Raw genomic sequence first — 22,788 nt, 5'->3', positions numbered from 1 at the left:
CCCCTCGAAAGCGCGCCGGGCCATTTTGCATCCCCATCCAGAGAGGTTTGAAAAAATGACGAGTTTCCGCGCAATCATTCTCGCCGTTTTGGCAAGTGTCGCCGTTACCGGCTGCAACACCGTCAAGGGTGCCGGTCGCGATATCGAATCGGTTGGCCAGGCTGGCAGCGACGCCATCGACTGACGGGCTTAAATCACTTACCCTAAGCCTCTTCGAGAGGCTCGACAGGCGCCTTTTCGGCGCCTGTTTTGCGTCGGCGCTGGGTAAACCAGATCGCGAACAGCGACAGCTCGTAAAGCAGGATCAGCGGGATCGCGAGCAGGAACTGGCTGAGGATGTCGGGCGGTGTCGCGACGGCCGCGATCGCGAAAGCCGCAACGATCATGTACCGGCGCGCCCCGACCAGCTGATCGCGCGTGACGATGCCCGACCGTTCAAGCAGCATCAGCAAAATCGGCAGCAGGAAACAGACACCGAAGGCCATGATGAACTGCATGATGAAGCTGAGGTAATTGGCGACCGACGGCAGCGCCTCCTGCTCGATACCGCCCATATCACCCTGAAAGCCGAGCAGGAATTTCAGCGCGACAGGTATGGTAACGAAATAGGCGAGGCACGCCCCCGCTGTGAACAGGATGGGGGTGGCCAAAATAAACGGCAGCAGCGCCCGTTTTTCCTTGCGATACAGGCCGGGTGCGACGAATTTCCACAGCTGGTTCGCGATCACCGGGAACGCGATCATCATCGATGCGAACAATGCGACCTTGATCTGGACAAAGAACGCCTCGAACAGCTGGGTATAGATGATCTTGCCCTGCCCCGCCGCGACGAGCGGCTGGACCAGGATGCTGAAAATCGGTTCGGCAAAATACAGGCAGACGCCAAAAGCGAGCCCGATCGCGACCAGCGATTTCAGCAACCGCGAACGCAGTTCGATCAGATGATCGAGCAGCGGCATCTTGCCGCCGGCGCCATCGTCGTCACTGGCGGTGATCGGCGCTTCGGCGGTCATGGCAGTGGTCCGTCGCGCGGCGGCACGGCATGCGTTTCGGGCGGCGTCGCTGCTGCGGCCTGATCCGCGCTATCGGTATCCGCGGCCTGCTCGTCGGACTTGGCGGGCGCGCCGACGGCAGGCGCGGGCCCGGACGGCGGCGCGTTGATATCGTCGATGCGCGGAAATTCGCGCATGATCGCGTCATTTTGTTCGCGCCATTGCTTTTCAAGCTCTTCCAGTTCGGCCTCGCGCATCATGGTGTCGAGCCCGGAGCGGAAATGGCGCGCCATGCCGCGCGCCTTGCCCATCCATTTACCGACGAAACGCATCGCCTTTGGCAAATCCTTGGGGCCGATAACCACCAGAGCCACCACAATGACGAGCAACAGCTCGGTGGGCGCAACGTCGAACATGACCTAAAACTTCCCCCGCGCGCCGGACAGGATCAGAGCTTGTCGTGCTCGGCGGTCGGCGTCGACATCGGGGCACCATCGGGCGCACGCTGGCCTTCGATATGCTTCGGGGCGGTCGGCGGCGTGTCGTCTTCCGCCATGCCTTTCTTGAAACTTTTGATGCCTTTCGCGACATCGCCCATCATATCGGAAAACCGGCCCTTGCCGAACAGCAACAGGACGAGGATGCCGACGATCAGCCAATGCCAGATGCTGAAGCTACCCATGTCATAATCTCCTTGAGGCGCTTATCTAGGCCTCTTCACCGTCTTTTACTAGGTCCAGCTCGCCCATCGCGTCGTCAAAAGCGAGGTCGACCGGATCGAGCAGGCCCGCCGCGCGCAGATCGTCGATGCCCGGCAAATCCTTGCGGCTGCTAAGGCCGAAATGCTGCAAAAATGCGTCGGTCGTCTTGTATATCAGCGGTCGCCCCGGAACCTCGCGGCGCCCCGCCGGAGCGATCCACTCGGCCTCCATCAGCACGTCGAGCGTTCCCTTCGACGTCTGGACGCCGCGGATCGCCTCGATCTCGGCGCGGCTGACCGGCTCGTGATAGGCGACGATCGCCAGCACCTCGGCAGCGGCGCGCGACAGCTTGCGCGGATCGTCGCGTTCGCGGCGGAGCATGTGCGCGAGGTCGGCGGGGGTCTGGAAATGCCAATGGCCGCCGCGTTCGACCAGTTCGATGCCGCTGCCCGCGTGGCGCGCAGCAATCGCCTCGATAATCGTCCGCACTTGCCCCGGCGTCATTTCGTCGCCCAGCCGCCCCGCAACCTGGCGCGGGTCGAGCGGTGCGTCGCTGGCGAACAGCATCGCTTCGATCGCGCGTTCCAGATCGTCGATCATGCGGGTTGTTGTCCCATGGGGGCTGCCTTCAGATAGAGGGGTTCGAATGCCGCTTCCTGTTTCAGGTCGATGCGCCCCTGCCGCGCCAGTTCGAGCGCGGCGACAAAGCTCGACGCGATCGCCGAGCGGCGTAGCGGGCCGTGATAGTCGGGTGGCAGGAAATCGGCGAGCTCGGCCCAGTCGAGCTTGATCCCGATCATCCGCTGCAAATGGTGCAGCGCGGCGTCGAGGGTGATCACCGGGCGCCGCGACACCATGTGGACGACGGGCTCGCTGCGCAGCTTGACCTGGCCATAGGCCGACAGCAGGTCGTAAAGGCTGGCGTCCCAGCGGCGCAGTTTCACATCGCGCAGCCCTTCGGGCTTCGTGCGCAAGAACACGTCGCGGCCAATACGGTCGCGTGCGAGCAGCCGCGCCGCCGCTTCGCGCATCGCCGCCAGCCGCTGCAAGCGCAATTGCAGACGCAGCGCGAGTTCATCGGGCGACGGATCCTCCAGCGGATCCTTGGGGAGCAGCAGCGCCGATTTGAGATAGGCGAGCCACGCCGCCATCACCAGATAATCGGCCGCCACCTCGAGCTTCAGTTCGCGCGCTTCGGCGATGAAGGTCAGATATTGCTCGACCAGCGCGAGGATCGAAATCTGCTTGAGGTCAACCTTCTGGCTGCGCGCCAAGGCGAGCAGCAGGTCGAGCGGTCCTTCCCAGCTTTCGAGCGACAGTTGCAGCGCATCGTCGCGCTCTGGCGCCGCGGGTGCGAGTTCGAAATCGAGCGCCAGTTCGTCCATCGCCTAGCTTATGCGACCGCAAGCAGCGCGTCACGCTGGTCGACCAGCGTGGCAAAGGCGCGCTTGTCGCCAGCCCCCGCTATGCGATCCATCGCGCCCTCAAGGCGCGCGCGCGACACGGTGCTGATCGGGTCGAGCCGGTTCGCAATGCCGACCATGTCGTCCATCTTGCCCCAGCAATTGAGCGCGATATCGCAGCCAGCGGCCACCGCATCGGCAGCGCGCGACGGCACATCACCCGACAGGGCCTTCATGTCGAGATCGTCCGACATCAGCAGCCCGTGAAAACCGATCCGCTGACGGATCACGCTGTCGATGATGATCGGCGACAAGGTCGCGGGCCGGTCGGGATCCCACGCTTCGAAAATGACATGGCAGGTCATCGCCATCGCCGCGTCGCGCAACGCGGCAAAGGGCGCGAGATCGGTCTGCAAATCGCGGTCGGGCGCGGTGACCACCGGCAGTGCTTCGTGCGTATCGAGCAGCGCCCGGCCGTGGCCGGGGATATGTTTGACGATGCCGACGACGCCGCCGTCCTGCAGCCCGCTGAGGATCGCGCGGCCGAGCGCGGCGACGCGCATCGGCTCGCTGCCCAGCGCGCGGTCGCCGATGACGTCGCTGGCGCCGGGCTGGCGCACGTCGAGCAGCGGCAGGCAATCGACGTTGATCCCGACCTCGGCCAGCATCGCGGCGAGGGCCATCGCATTCAATCGCGCCGCTTCGATCGCGCTCGCCGGCGCCCGGTCATAGAGCGCATCGAAGGTCGCGCCGCTCGGGAACAGGGGCCATTCGGGCGACCTCATCCGGGCGACACGGCCGCCCTCCTGATCGATCAGGATCGGCACGTTGGCGCGCCCGTCGAGCGCGCGCAGTTCGTCGGTCAACCGCCGCAGCTGTTCGCGGTTTTCGATATTGCGCCCGAACAAGATATAGCCCGCAGGATCGCTGTCGCGAAAGAATGCGCGCTCGTCGCCAGTGAGGGTCAGTCCCGACATGCCGAAAATAGCGGGTATCATCGTATCACAAACTCCATCGGCCGCCGCCCCCCCATGCGGCTGCCACGCCATGCAACATGCCATAGCGGCGGGATTGTACCAACTGAGTCTGCGGCCAGACGGGCCGAATCAGCGAACGATGACGCAATTTTCACCTGCAACGCGCAATTTTCCGCACAAATTCGTAGCGTTAGCCGCCGTTCCCGCCGCCACGCGCAGGCGATAGACGGTGCTATCGCCGACTTTTGCTGGCGATACCGACTTGTTCAGGTCGGCCAGATAGGCAAATCGCTTTGACAGGTTCGCCCACGCCTTGGCCGCGGCGGCGTCGCTGCTGAACGCACCGAGCTGGATCATGGCTGACCCTGCCGCAGCCGCAGCCGGTGCAGCCTTGGGCGCCGCGTCGGGCGTCTTTGCGGCGGGCTTCGGCGGCGCCTTTGCCGCAGTGGGGGCCGGTGCGGGCTTGGCCTTGGCCTTTGCCGCCGCGGCCTTGTCCGCCGCCAGCTTGGCGGTCGCCGCCTCGCGCTCCTGCGGGGTCACCGCAGGCTCTTCGGGCATCCGCGTCGGATCGACCTTGCCAGCAGGCTCGGCACCTTCGCTGGCCGAGAAGCTGGCATCGCCCTCGCCTTCAAAGCTCTTGGCGCCGTCATTCTTCGGCGCGACCTTGTAATTGCCGTCCTGCGCCGCGATCAGCTCGCCCTTGCCGCGCGCGCCGCCATTCTGGACCCACCACAGGCCGCCCAGCACCGCGCCGATCAGCAGCAACCCGCCGAGCACCATGACAAGCAGGCGCGCGGGCGAAACCTCGCCATCTTCTTCGACCCCATCGGCGGCTTCGAGCCATGGCAGGCGATCTTCGCTTTCCAGCCCCAGCCCCGCTTCGCCCTGGTCGGTGTTCTTGTCCTCGGCCATCAGTTCATCTCCTCGAGCGCCTCTACCCCCATCAGGTGCAGCCCGTTGCGGATAACCTGCCCGATTCCGTCGGCCAAATAAAGGCGCGTCGCAGTCAATTCGGGGTCATTTGCCAAAATGACACGGGCGTCGGGGCGATCGTTACCGAGGTTCCACCAGGCGTGGAACGCGGCGGCGACGTCGCCCAGATAGAAAGCGATGCGGTGGGGTTCGCGTGCCGACGCCGCCGCGTCGACGATCCGCGGGAACTGCGCGAGCAGCTTGACGAGGCCGAGCTCATAATCGTCGAGGCGTGCGGCATTGGGCGCGGCGGACGCAACCCCGGCGTCAGCCAGCTTGCGCTTCAGCGACGAAATCCGGGCGTGGGCATATTGGACATAAAAGACCGGATTGTCGCGCGATGCTTCGACCACCTTGGCAAAGTCGAAATCCATCTGTGCGTCGGCTTTCCGCGTCAGCATGGTGAACCGCACCGCGTCCTTGCCGACCTCGTTGACGATGTCGGCAAGGGTGACAAAATTGCCCGCGCGCTTCGACATTTTGAACGGCTCGCCATTTTTGAGCAGGCGGACCATCTGGACCAGTTTGACGTCGAATTTCTTTTTGCCGTCGGTCAGCGCCGCCACCGCTGCCTTGATCCGCTTGACCGTCCCGGCGTGGTCGGCGCCCCAAATGTCGATCAGTTCGTCGGCGTTCTGACTTTTCTGGAAATGATAAGCGAGATCGGCGCCGAAATAGGTCCAGCTGCCGTCCGATTTCTTGATCGGGCGGTCCTGGTCGTCGCCGAACCTGGTCGAACGAAACAGCGGCAGCTCGACCGGCTCCCAATCCTCGGGGGTTTCGCCCTTTGGCGCTTCGAGGACGCCATCATAAACAAGATCATGATCGCGCAGCCATTTCTCGGCATCGGCAGGCTTCCCCGCCGCCTGCAATTCGGCTTCGGACGAAAACAGGTCGTGATGGATACCCAGCTTGGCGAGGTCGGCGCGGATCATGTCCATCATCGCGCTGACCGCTTCGGCGCGGAACAGCCCAAGCCACGCGCTTTCGGGCGCGCCGACGAAGCGGTCGCCATATTCGGTCGCCAGCTTGCCCGCGACGGGGATCAGATAGTCGCCGGGATAAAGCCCCTCGGGGATCGCGCCAATGGCCTCGCCGAGCGCCTCGCGGTAGCGCAGATGGACCGAGCGAGCGAGAACATCGACTTGGCCGCCCGCATCGTTGACATAATATTCGCGCGTTACGTCATGCCCGGCAAATTCGAGCAGCGCCGCCAGCGCATCGCCGACCACCGCGCCGCGACAATGGCCGACGTGCATCGGGCCGGTCGGGTTCGCCGACACATATTCGACATTGACGCGCAGCCCCTGCCCCAGGGTCGAGCGGCCGTAGTCGCCGGCTTCGCGGTGGATCAGCGCCAGTTCGTCGCGCCAGCTGCCATCGACCAGGCGCAGGTTGATAAAGCCCGGTCCCGCGACGGTCGCTTCGGTCACTTCGTCAAGCGCGCCGAGTTCGGTGACCAGCAGCTCTGCGAGCGCGCGCGGGTTCATCCCGGCGGGCTTCGCCAGCACCATCGCAGCATTGGTCGCGACGTCGCCATGCGCCGGATCGCGCGGCGGTTCGACGCTGATCGCGGCGCGGTCGAGCCCGGCGGGCAACCCGCCCCGGGCGGCAAGCGCATCGAGCGCAGCACCGATATGGTCGGAAAAACGGCTGAACAGGGTCACGGGCTTGGCCTATCTTCAATCAGGAAAAGTCTTGCGCGCGCCCTATCGTAGCTGGGCGGGCGCGAAAAGCCCCGCGTCGCCCGATCGGCGCGCGGGGCCATATCAGGCGAACGGCGCCAACGCGCCGCCGCGGTCCTTATCGTCGGACGTTGTATTCGAGCTGTTCCTGCGTCAGCTGAAAGCCGATCAGCAATTCAAAGCTGGCGCGCTGTACCGCGGCGCGCACGTCGGGCTGGCTGAGCGGATCGATCGCGGCGTCCTGATCGCCCGCCTTGCGCTTGCGCGTAATGCGTTCCTGAATGTCGGCAGGCAGCGTCGCGGCGGCGCGGTCGACGTAAGCCGACGCCTGCGCCCGGCCGGTGCCGCGAACCTGACCCTCGGCAAAGGTCACCACGACATTGCCCAGCCGCTTGGCGACGACAGCGGTCCCGCCCTGCAAGACGGTGGCATAATAGGGCAGCGTGACGGTGCGCGCCGGCCCCGCGTCGCGGCGCGTTGCGACGACGTCGAAACTGGCGAGCTGATACACTTTTTCGCTGGCGTCGTTGCACTGCGGCGTCACGTTGGTGATCGCCGCCACGATGTCGATGGCACGCGCGTCGCGGCTGGTCGCGGGGTCGAACACGGTGACGTCGCCCGTATGCAACGGCACGGCGACCGCCGGACACGCGCTGCGCGTTGCGGTGATGCCGACGCCGCCCGCGACGTCGATTTCATTGTCTTTCGCGCAGCCCGCCACCGTCGCCATGGCTGCCGTGCCGCACAGCACGGTCAGAAATTTACGCGACGGGAACGAAATGGGCATCATGATAATCAGGCTTTCCAAACAGGTGCGCGAACCAGGCTCAGGTGCGTCGGGACGGTTGATCCCGCTTCATGCGCGCCGCTTCTTATCGGTGCGATGAACGCGGCGCAACGGTGCGAAGCGGCTTTACGCTATATGGCCTGCTGCGCTAGAGCGCCCACATCATGAATGCACCCCATCCGACGACGCGCCCGAATGACGGCGAAACGGCAGAACTTCGGGTTTTGATCGCCGCACCGCGCGGGTTTTGCGCCGGTGTCGACCGGGCTATCCGCATCGTCGAGCTGGCGATCGAACGCTTTGGCGCCCCGGTTTATGTGCGGCACGAAATCGTCCACAATCGCTATGTCGTCGATACGCTGAAGGCGCAGGGGGCAATTTTTGTCGAATCGCTCGACCAGGTTCCCGATGGCGTACCCGTCGTATTCAGCGCCCATGGCGTCCCCAAAGCGGTGCCCGCAAAGGCCGAGATGCGCGGGCTGGACTATATCGACGCCACCTGCCCGCTGGTATCGAAAGTCCATCGCCAGGCCGAACGCGCGCACGAAGCGGGGCGCCATATTGTCTTTGTCGGGCATGCCGGCCATCCCGAGGTCATCGGAACGCTGGGCCAGTTGCCCGAAGGCGCGATGACGCTGGTCGAATCGGTTGACGATGTCGCGGCGCTGTCGCCGCCCGATCCCGATCTGCTGGCCTTTCTGACCCAGACCACTTTGTCGGTCGATGACACGCGCGACATCATCACCGCGCTGCAGCACCGTTTCCCGGCCATATCGGGTCCACGCGGCGAAGATATTTGCTACGCGACGTCGAACCGGCAGGATGCGGTCAAGGCGATCGCGGCCGATTGCGACCGCATGATCGTCATCGGCGCGCCCAACAGTTCCAACAGCCTGCGGCTGGTCGAGGTGGCCGAGCGGATGGGAACCCCGGCGCATCTGGTCCAGCGCGGCATCGACATCGATCCCGACTGGCTTTTGGACATCACAACCCTGGGGATCACCGCCGGCGCGAGTGCGCCCGAAACGCTCGTCCGCGAAGTGATCGACGCGGTCGCTGCGCACCGGCGGATCGTCGAAAATGTCGTCGTCACCGCCGAGGAAAATATGGTGTTTAAGCTGCCGCGCGGGCTTGAAACGTCAGCGGCCTGATGGCGGTCTACACCCACGTCGACCCCGACGACCTCGCCGCGCTCGTCGCCCGCTACGACATCGGCACGGTCCAGTCGTGCAAGGGTATTGCCGAAGGGGTCGAGAACAGCAATTTCCTGCTCGAAACCACCGGCGGACGCTTTATCCTGACGCTGTATGAAAAGCGGGTGAGCGAAGGCGACCTGCCGTTTTTCGTCGACCTTCTGGCGCATCTGGCCGCCAGCGCGTGTCCCGTTCCCGCGATGATCCGCGACCGGGATGGCATCGCGGTCCAACGCATTGCCGGACGCGCCGCCTGTATCATCCAGTTTCTGCCCGGCATCTCGCTGACCCATCCGACACCGGCCCAATGCGAGGCGGCGGGCGCCGCGCTCGGTGCGATGCACCGGGCGCTCGAGGGATATGGCGGTGCGCGCGAAAACAGCATGGGGCAGCGCTACTGGCGGGCTGTCGCAGCAGCGACCGGCGATCTCGACGCGGTACGCCCCGGATTGCAAGCGATCGTCGATGACGAACTCGCTTATCTGGACGCGCATTGGCCGACCGATTTGCCCTCGCATGTTATCCACGCCGATCTGTTTCCCGATAACGTCCTGACGCTCGGCGATCGGGTCACCGGCCTGATCGACTTCTATTTCGCCGCCAGCGATTTTCGCGCTTATGATCTGGTCATCACCCATGCGGCGTGGACCTTTTCCGCCGATGGCAGCCACTGCGACCCCGCGCTCGCGCACGCGATGATGCGCGGCTATGGAATAAAGGTCGCGTTGACCGAGGCGGAGCGTGCGGCGTTGCCACTGCTCGCGCGCGGCGCGGCGCTGCGTTTCCTGCTGACCCGGGCGCATGACTGGGTCCACACGCCTGCCGACGCGCTGGTGACGCGCAAGGATCCCGCGCCGTTCCTGGCGCGCCTGCTGCGCTACCGCGCCGACGACGCCGCCGACCTGTTTGCCGCCGCATGAGTGACGAACCAACCAAGACGGTGATCGTCGCCACCGACGGGGCGTGCAAGGGCAACCCCGGTCCGGGTGGCTGGGGCGCGGTGCTGCGTTGGGGCGATGTGGTGAAAAAACTGTCGGGGGGTGAGCCCGACACGACGAACAATCGCATGGAATTGATGGCGGCGATCGAGGCGCTGGCGGCGCTGAAGCGCCGCTGCAACGTCGAATTGTCCACCGACAGCGTCTATGTGCGCGACGGCATCACCAAATGGATCTTTGGCTGGCAAAAGAACGGCTGGAAGACGGCGGCGAAAAAGCCCGTCGCCAACGCCGATCTGTGGCAGCGACTGCTCGCCGAAGCCAAGCGGCACGACATTGAGTGGCTGTGGGTCAAGGGCCACGCCGGGCATGGCGACAATGAAATCGCCGATCAGCTGGCGAGCGATGCCGCGCTGGAAGTGGCGCGGGCGCGCTGAACGCCCGCGCGCTGGAGCTTATTCGGCTTCGCGGACTTCGGCGCCGGGGCCGTTTTTCAGGATCGACTCGATCGCGTTCTTTGCCGACGCCTTGCTCGAATAGCCTTCGGTCCAGAAGATGCTTTCGCTGTTATATTTGAAGTAAGCCACGAACTCGCCGGCCTTGTTCTTCTTGATCTCGAAATAATGGGCCATGCCATCCTCCACTGGTCTTCGCCGCGTCGGGGGTGGCGCGACGCCGCCATCGTAAACCGGCGACGGCGGCGCGCAAGTCGTTGAATGATATCAGGCGAAGCGGGCCGCGGCAAAGGGCGCGGGGTCGACCGCCGCGATAGCCCCCACCGGCGGCGGTGCGCCCAGATCGGCGGCGAGCAGCGCCGCGATCGCGGGTGCAGTCTGGATACCAAAGCCACCCTGCCCCGCGCACCACACAAACCCGGACTGATGCGGATCGGCACCAAAGACCGGGATACGGTCGGGCGCGAAACTTCGCAGCCCGGCCCATTTGCGCTCGACCGCGGCGATCGGCCAGTCGACGACCGATTGCATCCGGTCGATCGCGATCGCGACGTCGATCTCCTCCGGCGCCGCGTCGTGCGGGTCCACCGGGGTTTCGTCGTGCGGGCTGAGCCAGACACGACCTTCGCTTTCGCCCTTGAAGTAAAATTCGCCGCCGACGTGAATGACGAGCGGCAGATTGGCGGGCACCGGCACCCCAAGGCGTAGCTGGATGACGGTGCGGCGATAGGGCTGGATGCCGACCGGTGCGACCCCGCACGCGGCGGCAACGCGGTCCGCCCAGGCGCCGGCAGCATTGACGATCAAGGCGGCACGGATCGTCTGCCCGCCGACCTGCACCTGCCATTCATCGCCGATACGGCGCGCACTTTCGAACGGCGCCCGGGTGGCGATGACCGCACCGGCGCGTCTGGCGGCGCGCAGATAGGCCGCGTGAAGCGCCCCCACATCGATGTCGCTGCATGCCGCCTCATAGGCGGCTTCGCACCAGTCAGGACGAACGCCCGGGATCTTCTCGGCAATGTCGGCGCCCGCCATCCGTACCACCTCGACGCCCTTCGCGGTGAATTCGGCAGCGAAGGCATCGACCGCCGCGACTTCGGAGCGATGGCCGATCGTCAGCGCGGCGCGCGGCGACAGGAAGCCCTGGTCGGAAAATTCGGGTTCCGGGCGGTTGAGGGTCGCAAAGGATGCGACCGACAGCGGCTGCACCCGCGCCCCGCCATAGGTTTCGTGCCAAAACGCCGCCGAGCGGCCGGTGGCGTGATAGCCCGGCGTAGCTTCCGCCTCGATCACCATCACGCGGCGCCAGGGCGCCAGCGCCGCAGCCAGGCTGGCGCCGGCAATACCCGCGCCGACGATCAGCACGTCGATGGCGGAAGGCGGCGCGTCGGTCATGCCCCGCCGCATATCCATTGGCCCACGGATTGCAAGCGGCGCCGTCGCTCAAACCCGGGACCGAACCCAGCACGGACATGGTTACCCTTTGGTAAGCCATGTTGCGTAGGAGACGGCCGATGGACAGCGGCACGATTTCCCTTGGCCTGATGGCCGTACTTGGTCTGTTGATGATCGCCGCGGCGATCAGTGACCTGCGGTCGCGAAGCATTTCCAACGAACTCAACGCCGCAATGGCGCTGCTCGCCATTCCGTTCTGGATCGCGAGCGGTCTTGCGCTGTGGCCCGACGTGCCGATTCAGTTCGGTGCCGCCTTTGCCGTCTTTCTGGTCTTTGCCGGGTTGTTCGCGATCGGTGCGATGGGCGGCGGTGATGTGAAGATGATCGGCGCCGTCATGCTGTGGATCCCGCTCCCGCTGTTCCTGCCCATGCTCATGGTGATGGCGGTGGGGGGCGGCATCCTGTCCGCTATGATGCTTATCCATATGAAATTGCGGCGGTCCGACAAAGTGGTGGAGGTTCCCTATGGGGTAGCCATCGCCGCGGCGGGGCTTTGGGCGCTTCACCAACAATATCTTAACCAGTTTCAGGCTATCGGTTGAACCTGAGGGCAAGCACCGCCGTGTCCGGCTGGTGTTAGGAGGCGAAAAATCGTCATGGATACGCGAAAGATTATGCTGATCGTCGGCGCGCTGGTCATTGCGATCGGCGCAGCGTTCGGGGTCAACCAGATGATGCGCGGCGCTTCGGCTCCGGAAGCTCGGGCCGCTGCGGCGCCCGACATTACCGGTCCGATGATCCTGGTCGCAACGCGGCAGCTGCCGGTGGGGACGATTATCGGCCCCGACAGCTTCCGGTTCCAGCCCTGGCCGAAAGAACTGGTCGAAAAGGCGTATTTCATGAAGGAAAAGACCGACGTCAACACGTTGGTCGGCACCGTCGTGCGCTATCCGATCACCGCGGGTCAGCCACTGACCCAGGGCGCGCTGGTCCATCCCGACGATCGCGGCTTCCTCGCTGCGGCGCTTGGCCCCGGCATGCGTGCCGTGACGGTTAAGGTCAGCCAGGAACAGGGCGTCGCCGGTTTCGTCTTCCCGGGTGACCGCGTCGACGTGCTGCTGGCCCAGACCATCGCCATCAAGGAAGGCAGCTCCTATCCCGATGAGCAGCTTTTCACGGCCGAAACGATCGTCCGCAACGTTCGCGTGCTCGCCACCGACCAGCGTTACGACGCCGAGGACGAAACCGGTAAAACCCCGGTTCGCACCTTTGGCTCGGTGACGCTGGAGGCGACGCCCGAACTCGCTGAACGGATCGCTGTTGCGCAGAGCATGGGCAAATTGTCGCTGGCGCTGCGCCCGCTCGCCGAAAGCACCGGCGAACTGGAATCGGCGATCGCATCGGGCGAAATCAACGTTCCCGAAAAGGGCGGCACCGCAGCCGAGCGCCGCATGCTGGCGCAGGCACAGGCTCGGCCGGTGACGGCCAAGACGGCAACGACTGGCGGCGACGTGTCGCGTTTCTGGATCCCGGTGCGCGGTCGCGTCGGCGGCGGCGGCAGCGCGCAGCCGATGGTGAGCAACGCGCCGTCGGCTCCGTCGGGGGGCAATTATGGGCCGGCATCGAGTGGCCCGGTCGTCCGGGTCACGCGCGGCGACAAGATGACCGTCGTTCCGGTGGGGGGTAAGTAAGATGAACAGCAAAGCCAATTTCAAGGCAGCGGCCCTCGCCCGCACCCTGGCCATCGGCCTGGTGGCAGCGGCGCTGGCGTCCGCGCCGTCGCTACCGGTCGCCGCGCAGGCAACCCAGAATGCGAGCAGCAGCATCGACCTGTCGGTCGGCCGCGGCCGCCTGATCAGCCTGCCCGCCGCGATGACCGACGTCTTCGTCGCCAATGACGAAGTCGCCGACGTCCAGGTTCGTTCGGGCCGTCAGCTGTACATCTTTGGCAAAAAGCCGGGTGAAACCAGCATTTATGCCACCGATGCCAGCGGCCGCGTCGTGTTTTCGACCGTTGCCCGCGTCGGCAACAATATCGAGACGATCGACCAGATGTTGTCGCTCGCCATGCCCGAAGCCAGCATTTCGGCCAACACGATGAACGGCTTTGTGCTGCTGACCGGTACGGTCCAGTCGCCCGACGACGCCGCCGAGGCCGAACGTCTGGTTCAGGCCTTTGTCGGCGAAGGCACCAAGGTGCTGTCGCGTCTGCGCACCGCAACGCCGCTGCAAGTCAATCTGCAGGTCCGCATTGCCGAGGTCAACCGCACGCTGGTCAAGGAAATCAGCGGCAATCTTTTGACCCGCGACAACGACGGGGCGCTGGGCAACGGTTTCCTTGGCGGAATATTCGGCGGTCGCAACGCCGGGACGATCACCGATGTTCCCTATCCGACCGCAGTGTTCCCGGGCAGCCCGGTTCCGCGGCCTTATGATCCGATTACCGGCCAGCCGGTCAACCGATCGGTGATGAGCACAAGCTATGGGATCGCCAACGCCGCAGGTCGGCGCAGCCTTGCGGGCGCCGGTCGCCTGTTCGGGCTCGACCTGATCGCTTCGCTCGATATCGGCGAACGGTCAGGTATGGTCGTAACGCTGGCGCAGCCGAACCTGACCGCGATTTCCGGCGAAACCGCCGACTTCCTGGCGGGCGGCGAATTTCCGGTCCCGATCCCCGGCAACCTCGCCGGTACGACGATCGAATATCGCAAATATGGCGTCAGCCTGGCGTATACGCCGACGGTGCTTTCGAACGGCCGCATCAGCCTGCGCGTCCGCCCCGAAGTGTCGGAGTTGTCGACCGAGGGTGCGATCGAGATGGAAGGTTTCCAAATCCCCGCGCTGACGATCCGCCGCGCCGAAACGACGGTCGAGCTTGGTTCGGGCGAAAGTTTCATGATCGCCGGCCTGATGAACAACCGCTCGATCGGCGCGATCGACAAAATGCCCGGCCTCGGCGACGTGCCGCTGCTCGGCATGTTGTTCAAATCGGACAGCTTTCGCCGCGGTGAAACCGAACTGGTCATCGTGGTGACGCCCTATCTGGTCCAGCCGGTGTCGGCGAACGACATCAAGCTGCCGACCGACGCGTATCAAAACGCCAACGACCTGTCGCGGTTGTTGCTCAATCAGGAAAGCAACGGTGTGACCGGCGGCGACCGGCCGAAACCGCGGCTCGACACGAGCATCGGCGATGCCGATCGGCCGCGGGGCACCGGCGACGCGTCGCCTGGCTTCAGCATCAAGTGACGCGCGGGATTTCAGGAGCAAAGTGATGAAAAAAATCGCAACTTGGACGGTTCTGGCCCTGGCCACGTCGCTCGCCGGATGTACGGGCGCCGCGTACAGCAACAGCAGCCTGGATTCGGTGCATCAACCGGTCGTGCGCAACGCCATCTATCAATTCGACGTCGCCGCCGCGAACGGTGAACTGCCGCCCGGCGAGCAGGGCCGCCTGCAAGGCTGGTTCGACGCCATGGGCGTTCGTTACGGCGATCGCATTTCGATCGAAGACCCGTCGGTTTACGGCGCCACGTCGGCGCAGGCGACGGTGCGATCGATGGTCGGGCGGCGCGGCTTGCTGGTCACCAACGATGTTCCGGTGACTACCGGGGCGGTGCCGCAGGGTCACCTGCGGGTCATCGTGACCCGCGCGTCGGCTTCGGTACCGGGTTGCCCCAACTGGGACAGCAAATCGGCGATCAATCTGGCGAATTCAACTTCGTCGAACTACGGCTGCGCAAGCAACAGCAACCTGGCGGCGATGGTCGCCGATCCCAATGATCTGATCAAGGGCGCGCGCAACGAGGGCAACGATCCCTCGATGGCAACGCGGGCGATCAAAACCTTCCGCGAAAAGCCGCCAACGGGTGCCGGCGAATTGCGCGGCGAAAAGACCAGCGAAGGAGGTGGCCAGTGAACGCGCCGTTCAAATCTGCGGGGTTGCGTGATCCGTTCAGCGCCTTTGTGTGCGACGACGACACGCTGGAGCTGATCCGCGCCGCGGCCAACGACATGGGCTGGCCGATCGAAAAATGTAACAAGGGCGGCCTGCGCAATGCGGTGCAATCGCTGTCGGTATCGGCAAGCCCCAACATCCTGTTCGTCGACATGTCCGAATCGGGCGATCCGATCAACGACATCAACGCGCTGGCCGAAGTGTGCGAGCCCGGCACGGTCGTGATTGCGGCGGGCCAGGTCAACGATGTCCGCCTGTACCGCGATCTGCTGTCGAGCGGGATCCAGGACTATCTGCTCAAGCCCCTGTCGCTGGAACAGGTCCGCGAATCGCTGACCATGGCGCAGGCGATGCTGACGGCGCCGAAACATGCCGATATGCAGGACGACAAACCGCATCATATGATGGCGGTGGTCGGCGTGCGCGGCGGGGTTGGCGCATCGCTGGTATCGACCTCGCTGGCCTGGGCGATGAGCGAACAGGCGGGCCGCCAGACCGCGCTGCTCGACCTCGACGTGCATTTCGGCACCGGCGCCCTGACGCTCGACCTGGAACCCGGCCGCGGCCTGATCGACGCGATCGACAATCCCAGCCGTATCGACGGCCTGTTCATCGAACGGGCGATGGTGCGCGCGTCGGACAAACTCAGCCTGCTGTCGGCCGAAGCGCCGATTCATCAGCCAGTGATGACGGATGGTTCGGCGTTTTTCCAACTGGAGGAAGAACTGCGCGGGGCGTTCGAGATGACGATCGTCGACATCCCGCGCCAGGTCCTGATCCCCTTCCCGCATTTGGTGTCGGAAGCGGGAACGATCCTGCTGGTCAGCGATGTGACGCTCGCCGCGGCGCGCGACACGATCCGGCTGCTGTCGTGGTTCAAGCAAAATGTTCCCGGCGCCCGCGTCGTGCTGGTCGCCAACAAGTTCCAGAACGCCGTCGGCGAATTGTCGCGCAAGGAATTTGAATCGTCGATCGAACGCCAGATCGATGTCGTCATTCCGTTCGACCCGAAACTGGTCAGCCAGTCGGCGAAACTCGGCAAATCCTATGCTGAGGTCTGCAAGGGAACGAAAGCGGCGCAGGTGTGGAGCAATCTGACGCGCCTGATCCTCGATGGCGCCGATGTCGAAGCCGAAGAAGCGCAGGCCGTCGCGGCCAAGGGCAAGTCGGGCGGCTCGTTGCTCGGCAAACTTGGGCTGATGACGAAAAAGGGCACGAAACAGCAGGCATGATAGCCCGATCGACGGGTCATCACTGCCATTAGCGATAGAAGCGGACATCAGCCGACATGAATCTGCCAGTCATCCTTATCGTCGCGGGGGCCTTTCTGGCCTTTGCCGTCCTCGTGATCCTGCTTGGCGGACCTTCGGCCGGCAAGGCAAAGACGCGGCGGCTGGCGATGGTCAAGGATCGCCACGCCGCATCGACCGAAGCGGTGGTCGCGGCGCAGATGCGCAAAACGATCCAATCGGGCGGCAAGGGCAGTTCGACCCTGACCAGCCTGATGCCGCGCCGCGAAGAAATGGAAAAGCGGATCCGCCGGACCGGCAAGGGATGGACGCTGACGCAGTATATGTTCGCATCGATGGCCCTGTTCGTGGTCGTCACCGGCGGCCTGCTCGTGCTGCGCGCGCCGATCTTGATGGCGGGGATGATCGGTTTGTTCCTCAGCCTCGGCATTCCGTATTTCGTCGTCGGCCGTGCAATCAAAAAAAGGGTCGCGAAGTTTAACACCCGCTTTCCCGATGCGATCGACCTGCTGGTCCGTGGCCTGCGGTCGGGCCTGCCGGTCACCGAAACCTTTCAGGTCGTGAGCCAGGAGCTGCCGGGTCCGGTCGGCGAGGAATTCAAGGGCGTCGTCGAACGTATCCGCATCGGCAACACGATGGAAGCCGCGCTGCAGGAATCGGCGACGATGCTCGGTACGGCGGAATTTCAGTTTTTCTGCATCACCATCCAAATTCAGCGCGAAACCGGGGGCAATCTGGCGGAAACGCTGGCGAACCTGTCCGACGTGCTACGCAAGCGCGCGCAGATGAAGCTGAAGATCCGCGCGATGTCGTCGGAAGCCAAAGCGTCGGCCTATATCGTCGGCGCCCTGCCCTTTTTCGTGTTCGGCGTCGTGTGGTCGATGAACCCTTCGTATCTCGCGGGCTTCTTCATCGAACAGCGCCTGATGATCGCCGGGATCGGCGGGCTGATCTGGATGAGCATCGGCGCCGGGATCATGGCCAAAATGATCAGCTTCGAAATCTGAAGGGGCAGAACCAGTGAATAGCAGCCTCCTTCTCACCACCTTTACCGGCGCTCAGGCGGGCCCGACGCTGATGGGCGTCGATGTCATCTGGGCCGGCACGATGCTGGCCGCGGTCGGGGTTTTTGCCGTTCTGTTCGCCATCTATGGCGCGCTGACGGTGCGCAATCCGATGACCAAGCGCGTCAAGGCGCTCAACGAACGCCGCGAGCAATTGAAGGCGGGCATCACCGCATCGACCGCCAAACGCCGCGCCAAACTGGTGCGCAAGAACCAGCATGCCGACAAGATGCGGACGTTCCTGGGCAAGCTCCAGGTGCTGCAGGAAGGTCAGGTCAAGGAGGTTCAGCAAAAGCTGGCGCAGGCGGGGATCCGGTCCAAGGATCTGGCCGTCGCGGTGATTTTTGGCCGCCTGGTTCTGCCGATCGTGTTTGGCGGCATTGCCGCCTTCCTGATCTATGGGCTGGAGATGTGGCCCGATCTGACGCCGTTCAAGCGGTCGGGGGCGACGATGGCGGCGCTGATCCTCGGCTACAAGGCGCCCGACCTGTTCGTGCAGAACAAGCGGTCCAAGCGCACCGACGCGATCCGCAAAGGGCTTCCCGACGCGCTCGATTTGCTGGTCATCTGTGCCGAAGCGGGCCTGACCGTCGATACCGCCTTTTCGCGCGTGTCGAAGGAACTGGGCCGCGCCTATCCCGAACTGGGCGAGGAATTTGCGCTGACCTCGATCGAACTCGGCTTTTTGACCGAACGTCGTCAGGCGTTTGAAAACCTGGCCTATCGCGTCAACCTGGAATCGGTGAAGGGCGTGGTTACGACCATGATCCAGACCGAGAAATACGGGACGCCGCTGGCCAGTGCGCTGCGTGTGCTGTCGGCCGAATTCCGCAACGAACGCATGATGCGCGCCGAAGAAAAGGCCGCGCGCCTGCCCGCCATCATGACCGTGCCGCTGATCCTGTTCATTCTGCCGGTGCTGTTCGTCGTGATCCTGGGTCCGGCCGCCTGTTCGCTGAGCGACGCCATGTCGGGCGGCAGCTTTGGCTGATCGCCGGACCGGAGCCCGATAGCCAAAGGGGCGGGGTCATCCCGCCCCTTTTCGTTTTACATCACCTGCTGCTCGATCGCGCCAAAGATGCTGTGGTGGCGCTCGTCGTCCATCCAGATACGGACCGTATCGCCCTTTTGCATGAAGGGTGTCTTCGCCTCGCCCTGCTCGATCGTTTCGACCGTTCGCACTTCCGCCAGGCAGCTGTAGCCCAGGCCGCCAGCAGCAATCGGTTTGCCCGGGCCGCCGTCGGCATCGCGGTTCGACACCGTACCCGAACCGATGATCGTGCCCGCGCCCAGGTCGCGCGTCTTGGCTGCATGGGCAATCAGCGCCCCGAAATCGAACGTCATATCGACCCCGGCATCGGCGCGGCCCAGCGGCTGGCCATTGAGATCGACGCACAGCGTGCCATGCAGCTTGCCGTCCTGCCAGCGCGCGCCGAGCGCGTCGGGGGTCACGAAAACCGGCGACATCGCGCTCGACGGTTTCGACTGGAAAAAGCCGAAGCCTTTTGCGAGTTCGGCGGGGATCAGGCCGCGCAGCGACACATCGTTGGTCAGACCGACGAGCCGGATATAGCCGCGCGCCGCAATCGCGTCGGTGCCCGCGGGAACGTCGCCGGTCACCACCACCACCTCGGCCTCCATGTCACATCCCCACGCCGGGTCGCCGAGCGGGATCGGATCCCGCGGCCCAAGAAACGCATCGCTGCCCCCTTGGTACATCAACGGGTCATGCCAGAAGCTGTCAGGCATTTCGGCGCCGCGCGCCTGCCGGACCAGCGCCACATGGTTCACATAGGCGCTGCCGTCGGCCCATTGGTAGGCGCGGGGCAACGGCGACGCGGCGTCGCGCTCGTGAAAACGCTCCTTCGGGATGGCATCGTGATTGAGGTCTTCGGCCAGCGCGGCAAGGCGCGGCGCGGCATAAGCCCAATTGTCGAGCGCCGCCTGCAACGTCGGGACGATCTGACCGGCGTCGGCATACCAGGCAAGATCGTCCGAAACGACGACAAGACGGCCATCGCGGCCCTGTTTGAGCGAAGCTAGTTTCACGGAAACTCCTTTGGCTGACGACGCGGCTGAACCGACATCGCCAGAATAGGAGCGAAAATCAGCGCGACGTCGTGATCGATGCGAAACAGGTAAAGCCGCTCTGCCCCGCCTGCAAGCGCCGGATATACTGCAGATACGCCTGCGACTGATTATAGGTCGTCCCGGGCAGGGTCTGGCCGCGGAAGGCGCGTTTCACTTCCTCGCCGGTGAACGGCCGCAGCGCGCCAGGAAAGGCGCCCTTGGTCCCCGGCGGCACCAGCTTGCCCTGGGTGTCGATAAATTTTCCGGCGCCGCCCGGGCCTGGCACCGGAATCTGGCAGTTCATCACCGACACCGCGGTCTGCGCGAACGCGGGGCGGATCGTCAGCGCCGCCGAGACGCCGACCGCGCCGAGCGCCAGCATCCGGCGCCGCGACGGAATGACGTCGCCCGCTTCGACGGGATTTTCGTTCGGAATTTCGTTCTCGCTCATGGTCGGCGCATAACCCAATGACGACGCAAGGAAAAGCAAAACACCTGCGGGAAGCGATCACATCCCGGTTTGGGACATCCCCAGGGCAAGGGTTAACCTCCGCAAACAGCCTTGCCCCGCCCCTCGCTTCGTGCGAGGCGCGCAGGCGATGTTCGATCGCCTGTCCAGCTTCGTCATTGCCCTGACGATGGTTGTCATCGCGGCTATCTTTGCCGCGTTGACCGGCGGCGATCCATTGGCCATCGCGATCATGACGATCGCCGGGTTCGTCGCCGCTGTCACCGTATACAGCGCGCTGCCGCCCGCGGCACCCGACGCGCAGTCCACCGCGCAGCCACCGGCCAAAGTCCCACCCGTTTCGCTGCTCCGCCATCCCGATTTCGCCCATTGGGTCGATCAGGAAAAAGAGCCGCTGCTGGGCACCGCGGACAATATCGTCACGATCGCCAATGACGCCGCCGTCCGCCTGTTGGGACGGCATATCGTCGGCGCCGACGTGCGAACCGCGATCCGTCACCCCGCCGCGACCGAATGGCTGTCGCGCATCGACGCCGAAGCCCCGCTGGACACAGTGAACCTGATCGATTTTCCCCGGCCCGGCCAGCGCTGGACGATGCGGATCGCCGCTTTGTCGGGCAGCGAATATATCATCTTTCTGTCAGACCGGTCCGCCATCGATGCCGCCGACCGGATGCGGTCCGATTTCGTCGCCAACGCCAGCCACGAACTGCGTACCCCGCTCGCCGCGATCCTTGGCTATGTCGAAACGCTGCAGGAAATGAATGGCGAGGCCGACGCGCCGACCCGCGACCGGTTTCTGTCGATCATCGAACGCGAGGCGAGGCGGATGCAGCAACTGGTCATCGACCTGCTGTCGATCTCGCGCGTCGAGGCCGACCGGTTTCGCCGACCGACAACCGCCGTCGATCTGGCCGCGATCGTCCGGACCACGATCGCCCAGCTGAGCGATAGCGAGCCCGCCCGCGCCAAGGACGTGGTGGCGAGGTTGGGCGACGGGCCGCAGCCGATGCTGGGCGACGCCGCACAGCTGAGCCAGCTGACCCACAATATCATTTCGAACGCGATGAAATATGGCCATGGCGGAACCCCGGTGACGGTCGAGCTGGTCCGTGAAGGGCGGCGCGTCCGGCTGTCCGTCAGCGACGCGGGCGACGGCATTGCGCCCGACCACCTGCCCCGGCTGACCGAACGTTTCTACCGCGTCGACGAGGCGCGCAGCCGTTCGGTCGGCGGCACCGGGCTGGGCCTGGCGATCGTCAAACACATCGGCGAGCGCCATCAGGGCCAGCTCGACATCGACAGCGAAGTCGGCAAGGGAACGCGCGTTTCGGTGACTTTTCCGCTGCTTGCCGACGGCTGATCGGAAGCGACCGGCGGCGCGAATCCCGGCCGATCCTTGACTTTTCGCCCCCCAGGCCCCATCTTGTGCGGGCTATCGTCGCTTTCGACGGATTTTGTTGCCGCAACGGCAGTCACTTCCTTCCTCACGCCACCTGGCGCCATCGGCATCGGCCGATGGTAACTCCGCTTCCGTGAAAGGAACGACCCATGCCCACCGGCACCGTTAAATTCTTCAACACCGACAAAGGTTATGGCTTCATCGCCAACGAGGATGGTTCGGGCGACAATTTCGTCCATATCACCGCCCTCGAGCGCGCCGGGATGACGACGCTGAACAAGGATCAGCGCGTTTCCTATGACGTCGAGACCGACCAGCGCGGCAAAGTCGCCGCCGTCAACATTCAGCAGGCCTGATCTTTGGCCAAAGAGGAACTGCTGACCCTCGACGGCCAGATCGATGAGATTCTTCCCGACGGGCGCTTCGGCGTCGTGTTGGAGAATGATCATCGCATCATCGCTTACACGGCTGGCCGGATGCGACGCTTTCGTATCCGGTCGGTCGTTGGCGATGCCGTTCGCGTCGAAATGACGCCCTATGACCTGACCAAAGGCCGCATCGTATATCGCGATCGCGGCGCCGGTCCGGCCGGTGGCGGGCCCCGCAAGGGCAACCGCCGCTGATTTCCAGATCCAGCCAAATATATATAATGATTACAGGATAATATGAACTTTACTTTGAATGCTTTCCCTTCTCTGCTTCGCCCCTTTGCCGCGATCGACGCGCCGGCCGAAAAGACCATCCGGCGATCGCCCACGCTGACGCGCCGCGAACTGCGCCGTCTGATCGCCCAGATGATCGACTGAGCTCTCTCACCACCCCCGACCCACCATAGACCCGAGGATATCCGCCATGTCGAACACCAGTGATTTTTACCTGACACAGGCGGATAAATGCGCGGTCGATGCGGCGGCGAGCACCTTGTCGCAGGTCCGCGACCGCAATTTGCGCGCCGAACAGGCGTGGCGGACGATGGCCGAACGGCTGATCCAGACCGAAGCGACCCGCGCGCGGCAGGCCGCAATCACCGCCGCCAAGGTCGAGGCCAACGCAACCGCCGACTGACGGGCGTCC

Annotated in this window: 28 protein-coding genes and 1 pseudogene; 16 read left to right on the top strand and 13 right to left on the bottom strand. The window is 64.5% G+C overall.

Going from position 1 to position 22,788, the window contains the following annotated elements; genetic code table 11:
• Positions 1–55: 55 nt before the first annotated feature.
• On the top strand, positions 56–184 hold the full coding sequence (locus FFS68_RS12485) for an entericidin A/B family lipoprotein (RefSeq protein ID WP_088440733.1): 129 nt from the start codon (positions 56–58) through the stop codon (positions 182–184).
• 19 nt (positions 185–203) lie between these two features.
• On the opposite strand, the gene tatC is transcribed toward FFS68_RS12485, so the two are convergent.
• The 9 genes and pseudogenes from tatC to FFS68_RS12440 all read right to left on the bottom strand — a co-directional run bounded on the left by tatC (position 204) and on the right by FFS68_RS12440 (position 7,520).
• Complete coding sequence (tatC, locus tag FFS68_RS12480) at positions 204–1,013, bottom strand: twin-arginine translocase subunit TatC (RefSeq protein WP_137753526.1); 810 nt, start codon at positions 1,011–1,013, stop codon at positions 204–206.
• Positions 1,010–1,408 carry a Sec-independent protein translocase protein TatB gene (gene tatB, locus FFS68_RS12475; RefSeq protein ID WP_137753525.1) on the bottom strand — a complete coding sequence of 133 codons (399 nt, stop codon included), beginning with the start codon at positions 1,406–1,408 and terminating at the stop codon, positions 1,010–1,012. Before tatB ends, tatC begins: the two co-directional genes overlap by 4 nt.
• Positions 1,409–1,515: 107 nt before the next feature.
• Positions 1,516–1,674 (bottom strand): annotated as a pseudogene (locus FFS68_RS12470) (twin-arginine translocase TatA/TatE family subunit); the annotation flags it as partial.
• A 25-nt stretch (positions 1,675–1,699) separates the two neighbouring features.
• Positions 1,700–2,293: an SMC-Scp complex subunit ScpB gene (scpB, locus tag FFS68_RS12465; protein ID WP_137753523.1), complete on the bottom strand. Its 594-nt coding sequence runs from the start codon at positions 2,291–2,293 to the stop codon at positions 1,700–1,702.
• Positions 2,290–3,078, bottom strand: a complete 789-nt coding sequence (locus tag FFS68_RS12460) for a ScpA family protein (RefSeq protein ID WP_137753522.1) — start codon at positions 3,076–3,078, stop codon at positions 2,290–2,292. Before FFS68_RS12460 ends, scpB begins: the two co-directional genes overlap by 4 nt.
• 8 nt (positions 3,079–3,086) lie before the next feature.
• Positions 3,087–4,094, bottom strand: coding sequence for a beta-N-acetylhexosaminidase (gene nagZ / locus FFS68_RS12455; protein ID WP_137753521.1), 1,008 nt, complete (start codon positions 4,092–4,094; stop codon positions 3,087–3,089).
• 108 nt (positions 4,095–4,202) lie between these two features.
• Positions 4,203–4,985: an SPOR domain-containing protein gene (locus tag FFS68_RS12450; protein WP_137753520.1), complete on the bottom strand. Its 783-nt coding sequence runs from the start codon at positions 4,983–4,985 to the stop codon at positions 4,203–4,205.
• Positions 4,985–6,712: an arginine--tRNA ligase gene (gene argS / locus FFS68_RS12445; RefSeq protein ID WP_137753519.1), complete on the bottom strand. Its 1,728-nt coding sequence runs from the start codon at positions 6,710–6,712 to the stop codon at positions 4,985–4,987. Before argS ends, FFS68_RS12450 begins: the two co-directional genes overlap by 1 nt.
• 136 nt (positions 6,713–6,848) lie before the next feature.
• Positions 6,849–7,520, bottom strand: a complete 672-nt coding sequence (locus FFS68_RS12440) for a hypothetical protein (protein WP_171003862.1) — start codon at positions 7,518–7,520, stop codon at positions 6,849–6,851.
• Between the two features lie 161 nt (positions 7,521–7,681).
• Here FFS68_RS12440 and ispH point away from each other — a divergent pair, with 161 nt between their 5' ends.
• From ispH to rnhA, 3 genes are read left to right on the top strand one after another with little or no spacing between them, the layout of a single operon-like run.
• Positions 7,682–8,668 (top strand): 4-hydroxy-3-methylbut-2-enyl diphosphate reductase, encoded by a 987-nt coding sequence (ispH, locus tag FFS68_RS12435; RefSeq protein WP_137753518.1) that lies wholly within the window; start codon positions 7,682–7,684, stop codon positions 8,666–8,668.
• On the top strand, positions 8,668–9,630 hold the full coding sequence (thrB, locus tag FFS68_RS12430) for a homoserine kinase (protein WP_137753517.1): 963 nt from the start codon (positions 8,668–8,670) through the stop codon (positions 9,628–9,630). The genes ispH and thrB overlap by 1 nt, the downstream gene beginning before the upstream one ends.
• Positions 9,627–10,085: a ribonuclease HI gene (gene rnhA, locus FFS68_RS12425; protein ID WP_137753516.1), complete on the top strand. Its 459-nt coding sequence runs from the start codon at positions 9,627–9,629 to the stop codon at positions 10,083–10,085. The genes thrB and rnhA overlap by 4 nt, the downstream gene beginning before the upstream one ends.
• 18 nt (positions 10,086–10,103) lie before the next feature.
• Here rnhA and FFS68_RS12420 read toward each other — a convergent pair whose 3' ends face one another.
• Both FFS68_RS12420 and FFS68_RS12415 read right to left on the bottom strand, forming a co-directional pair.
• Complete coding sequence (locus FFS68_RS12420; protein ID WP_137753515.1) at positions 10,104–10,280, bottom strand: DUF1508 domain-containing protein; 177 nt, start codon at positions 10,278–10,280, stop codon at positions 10,104–10,106.
• A gap of 90 nt (positions 10,281–10,370) precedes the next feature.
• Positions 10,371–11,501, bottom strand: coding sequence for an FAD-dependent oxidoreductase (locus FFS68_RS12415; protein ID WP_137753514.1), 1,131 nt, complete (start codon positions 11,499–11,501; stop codon positions 10,371–10,373).
• 119 nt (positions 11,502–11,620) lie between these two features.
• Here FFS68_RS12415 and FFS68_RS12410 point away from each other — a divergent pair, with 119 nt between their 5' ends.
• The 7 genes from FFS68_RS12410 to FFS68_RS12380 all read left to right on the top strand — a co-directional run bounded on the left by FFS68_RS12410 (position 11,621) and on the right by FFS68_RS12380 (position 18,764).
• The gene (locus tag FFS68_RS12410) at positions 11,621–12,103 is read left to right on the top strand and encodes a prepilin peptidase (RefSeq protein ID WP_137753513.1); all 483 of its coding nucleotides are present in this window, start codon (positions 11,621–11,623) and stop codon (positions 12,101–12,103) included.
• Between the two features lie 54 nt (positions 12,104–12,157).
• Positions 12,158–13,192: a Flp pilus assembly protein CpaB gene (gene cpaB, locus FFS68_RS12405; RefSeq protein WP_137753512.1), complete on the top strand. Its 1,035-nt coding sequence runs from the start codon at positions 12,158–12,160 to the stop codon at positions 13,190–13,192.
• Between the two features lies 1 nt (position 13,193).
• Positions 13,194–14,750 (top strand): type II and III secretion system protein family protein, encoded by a 1,557-nt coding sequence (locus FFS68_RS12400; protein WP_137753511.1) that lies wholly within the window; start codon positions 13,194–13,196, stop codon positions 14,748–14,750.
• A 25-nt stretch (positions 14,751–14,775) separates the two neighbouring features.
• Entirely contained in the window at positions 14,776–15,420 is a 645-nt protein-coding gene (locus FFS68_RS12395; RefSeq protein WP_137753532.1) for a CpaD family pilus assembly protein, read from the top strand.
• Entirely contained in the window at positions 15,417–16,691 is a 1,275-nt protein-coding gene (locus FFS68_RS12390) for a pilus assembly protein CpaE (protein ID WP_137753510.1), read from the top strand. The genes FFS68_RS12395 and FFS68_RS12390 overlap by 4 nt, the downstream gene beginning before the upstream one ends.
• A 56-nt stretch (positions 16,692–16,747) precedes the next feature.
• Positions 16,748–17,716, top strand: a complete 969-nt coding sequence (locus tag FFS68_RS12385; RefSeq protein WP_137753509.1) for a type II secretion system F family protein — start codon at positions 16,748–16,750, stop codon at positions 17,714–17,716.
• A gap of 70 nt (positions 17,717–17,786) precedes the next feature.
• On the top strand, positions 17,787–18,764 hold the full coding sequence (locus tag FFS68_RS12380) for a type II secretion system F family protein (protein ID WP_137753531.1): 978 nt from the start codon (positions 17,787–17,789) through the stop codon (positions 18,762–18,764).
• Positions 18,765–18,820: 56 nt separating this feature from the next.
• Here FFS68_RS12380 and FFS68_RS12375 read toward each other — a convergent pair whose 3' ends face one another.
• A complete protein-coding gene (locus tag FFS68_RS12375) occupies positions 18,821–19,822 on the bottom strand; it encodes a fumarylacetoacetate hydrolase family protein (RefSeq protein ID WP_137753508.1) in 1,002 nt (333 codons plus the stop codon).
• 58 nt (positions 19,823–19,880) lie between these two features.
• Entirely contained in the window at positions 19,881–20,294 is a 414-nt protein-coding gene (locus tag FFS68_RS12370) for a hypothetical protein (RefSeq protein WP_137753507.1), read from the bottom strand.
• Positions 20,295–20,442: 148 nt separating this feature from the next.
• Between FFS68_RS12370 and FFS68_RS12365 the strand changes: the two genes are divergently transcribed.
• The 5 genes from FFS68_RS12365 to FFS68_RS12350 all read left to right on the top strand — a co-directional run bounded on the left by FFS68_RS12365 (position 20,443) and on the right by FFS68_RS12350 (position 22,779).
• Positions 20,443–21,675, top strand: a complete 1,233-nt coding sequence (locus FFS68_RS12365; RefSeq protein ID WP_137753506.1) for an ATP-binding protein — start codon at positions 20,443–20,445, stop codon at positions 21,673–21,675.
• 188 nt (positions 21,676–21,863) lie between these two features.
• Entirely contained in the window at positions 21,864–22,070 is a 207-nt protein-coding gene (locus tag FFS68_RS12360) for a cold-shock protein (protein WP_137753505.1), read from the top strand.
• A 3-nt stretch (positions 22,071–22,073) separates the two neighbouring features.
• Positions 22,074–22,337, top strand: coding sequence for a translation initiation factor IF-1 (gene infA / locus FFS68_RS12355; protein WP_056374851.1), 264 nt, complete (start codon positions 22,074–22,076; stop codon positions 22,335–22,337).
• A gap of 42 nt (positions 22,338–22,379) precedes the next feature.
• On the top strand, positions 22,380–22,520 hold the full coding sequence (locus tag FFS68_RS17925; protein WP_171003861.1) for a hypothetical protein: 141 nt from the start codon (positions 22,380–22,382) through the stop codon (positions 22,518–22,520).
• 46 nt (positions 22,521–22,566) lie between these two features.
• Positions 22,567–22,779 (top strand): hypothetical protein, encoded by a 213-nt coding sequence (locus FFS68_RS12350; protein ID WP_137753504.1) that lies wholly within the window; start codon positions 22,567–22,569, stop codon positions 22,777–22,779.
• Positions 22,780–22,788: the final 9 nt, after the last annotated feature.

The organism is Sphingopyxis sp. L1A2A (assembly GCF_005502465.1).
In the GTDB taxonomy this organism is placed as follows: Bacteria; Pseudomonadota; Alphaproteobacteria; order Sphingomonadales; family Sphingomonadaceae; genus Sphingopyxis.
Note: the sequence above shows the minus strand (reverse complement) of the source record. Positions and strands in the feature narration are given on the sequence as shown.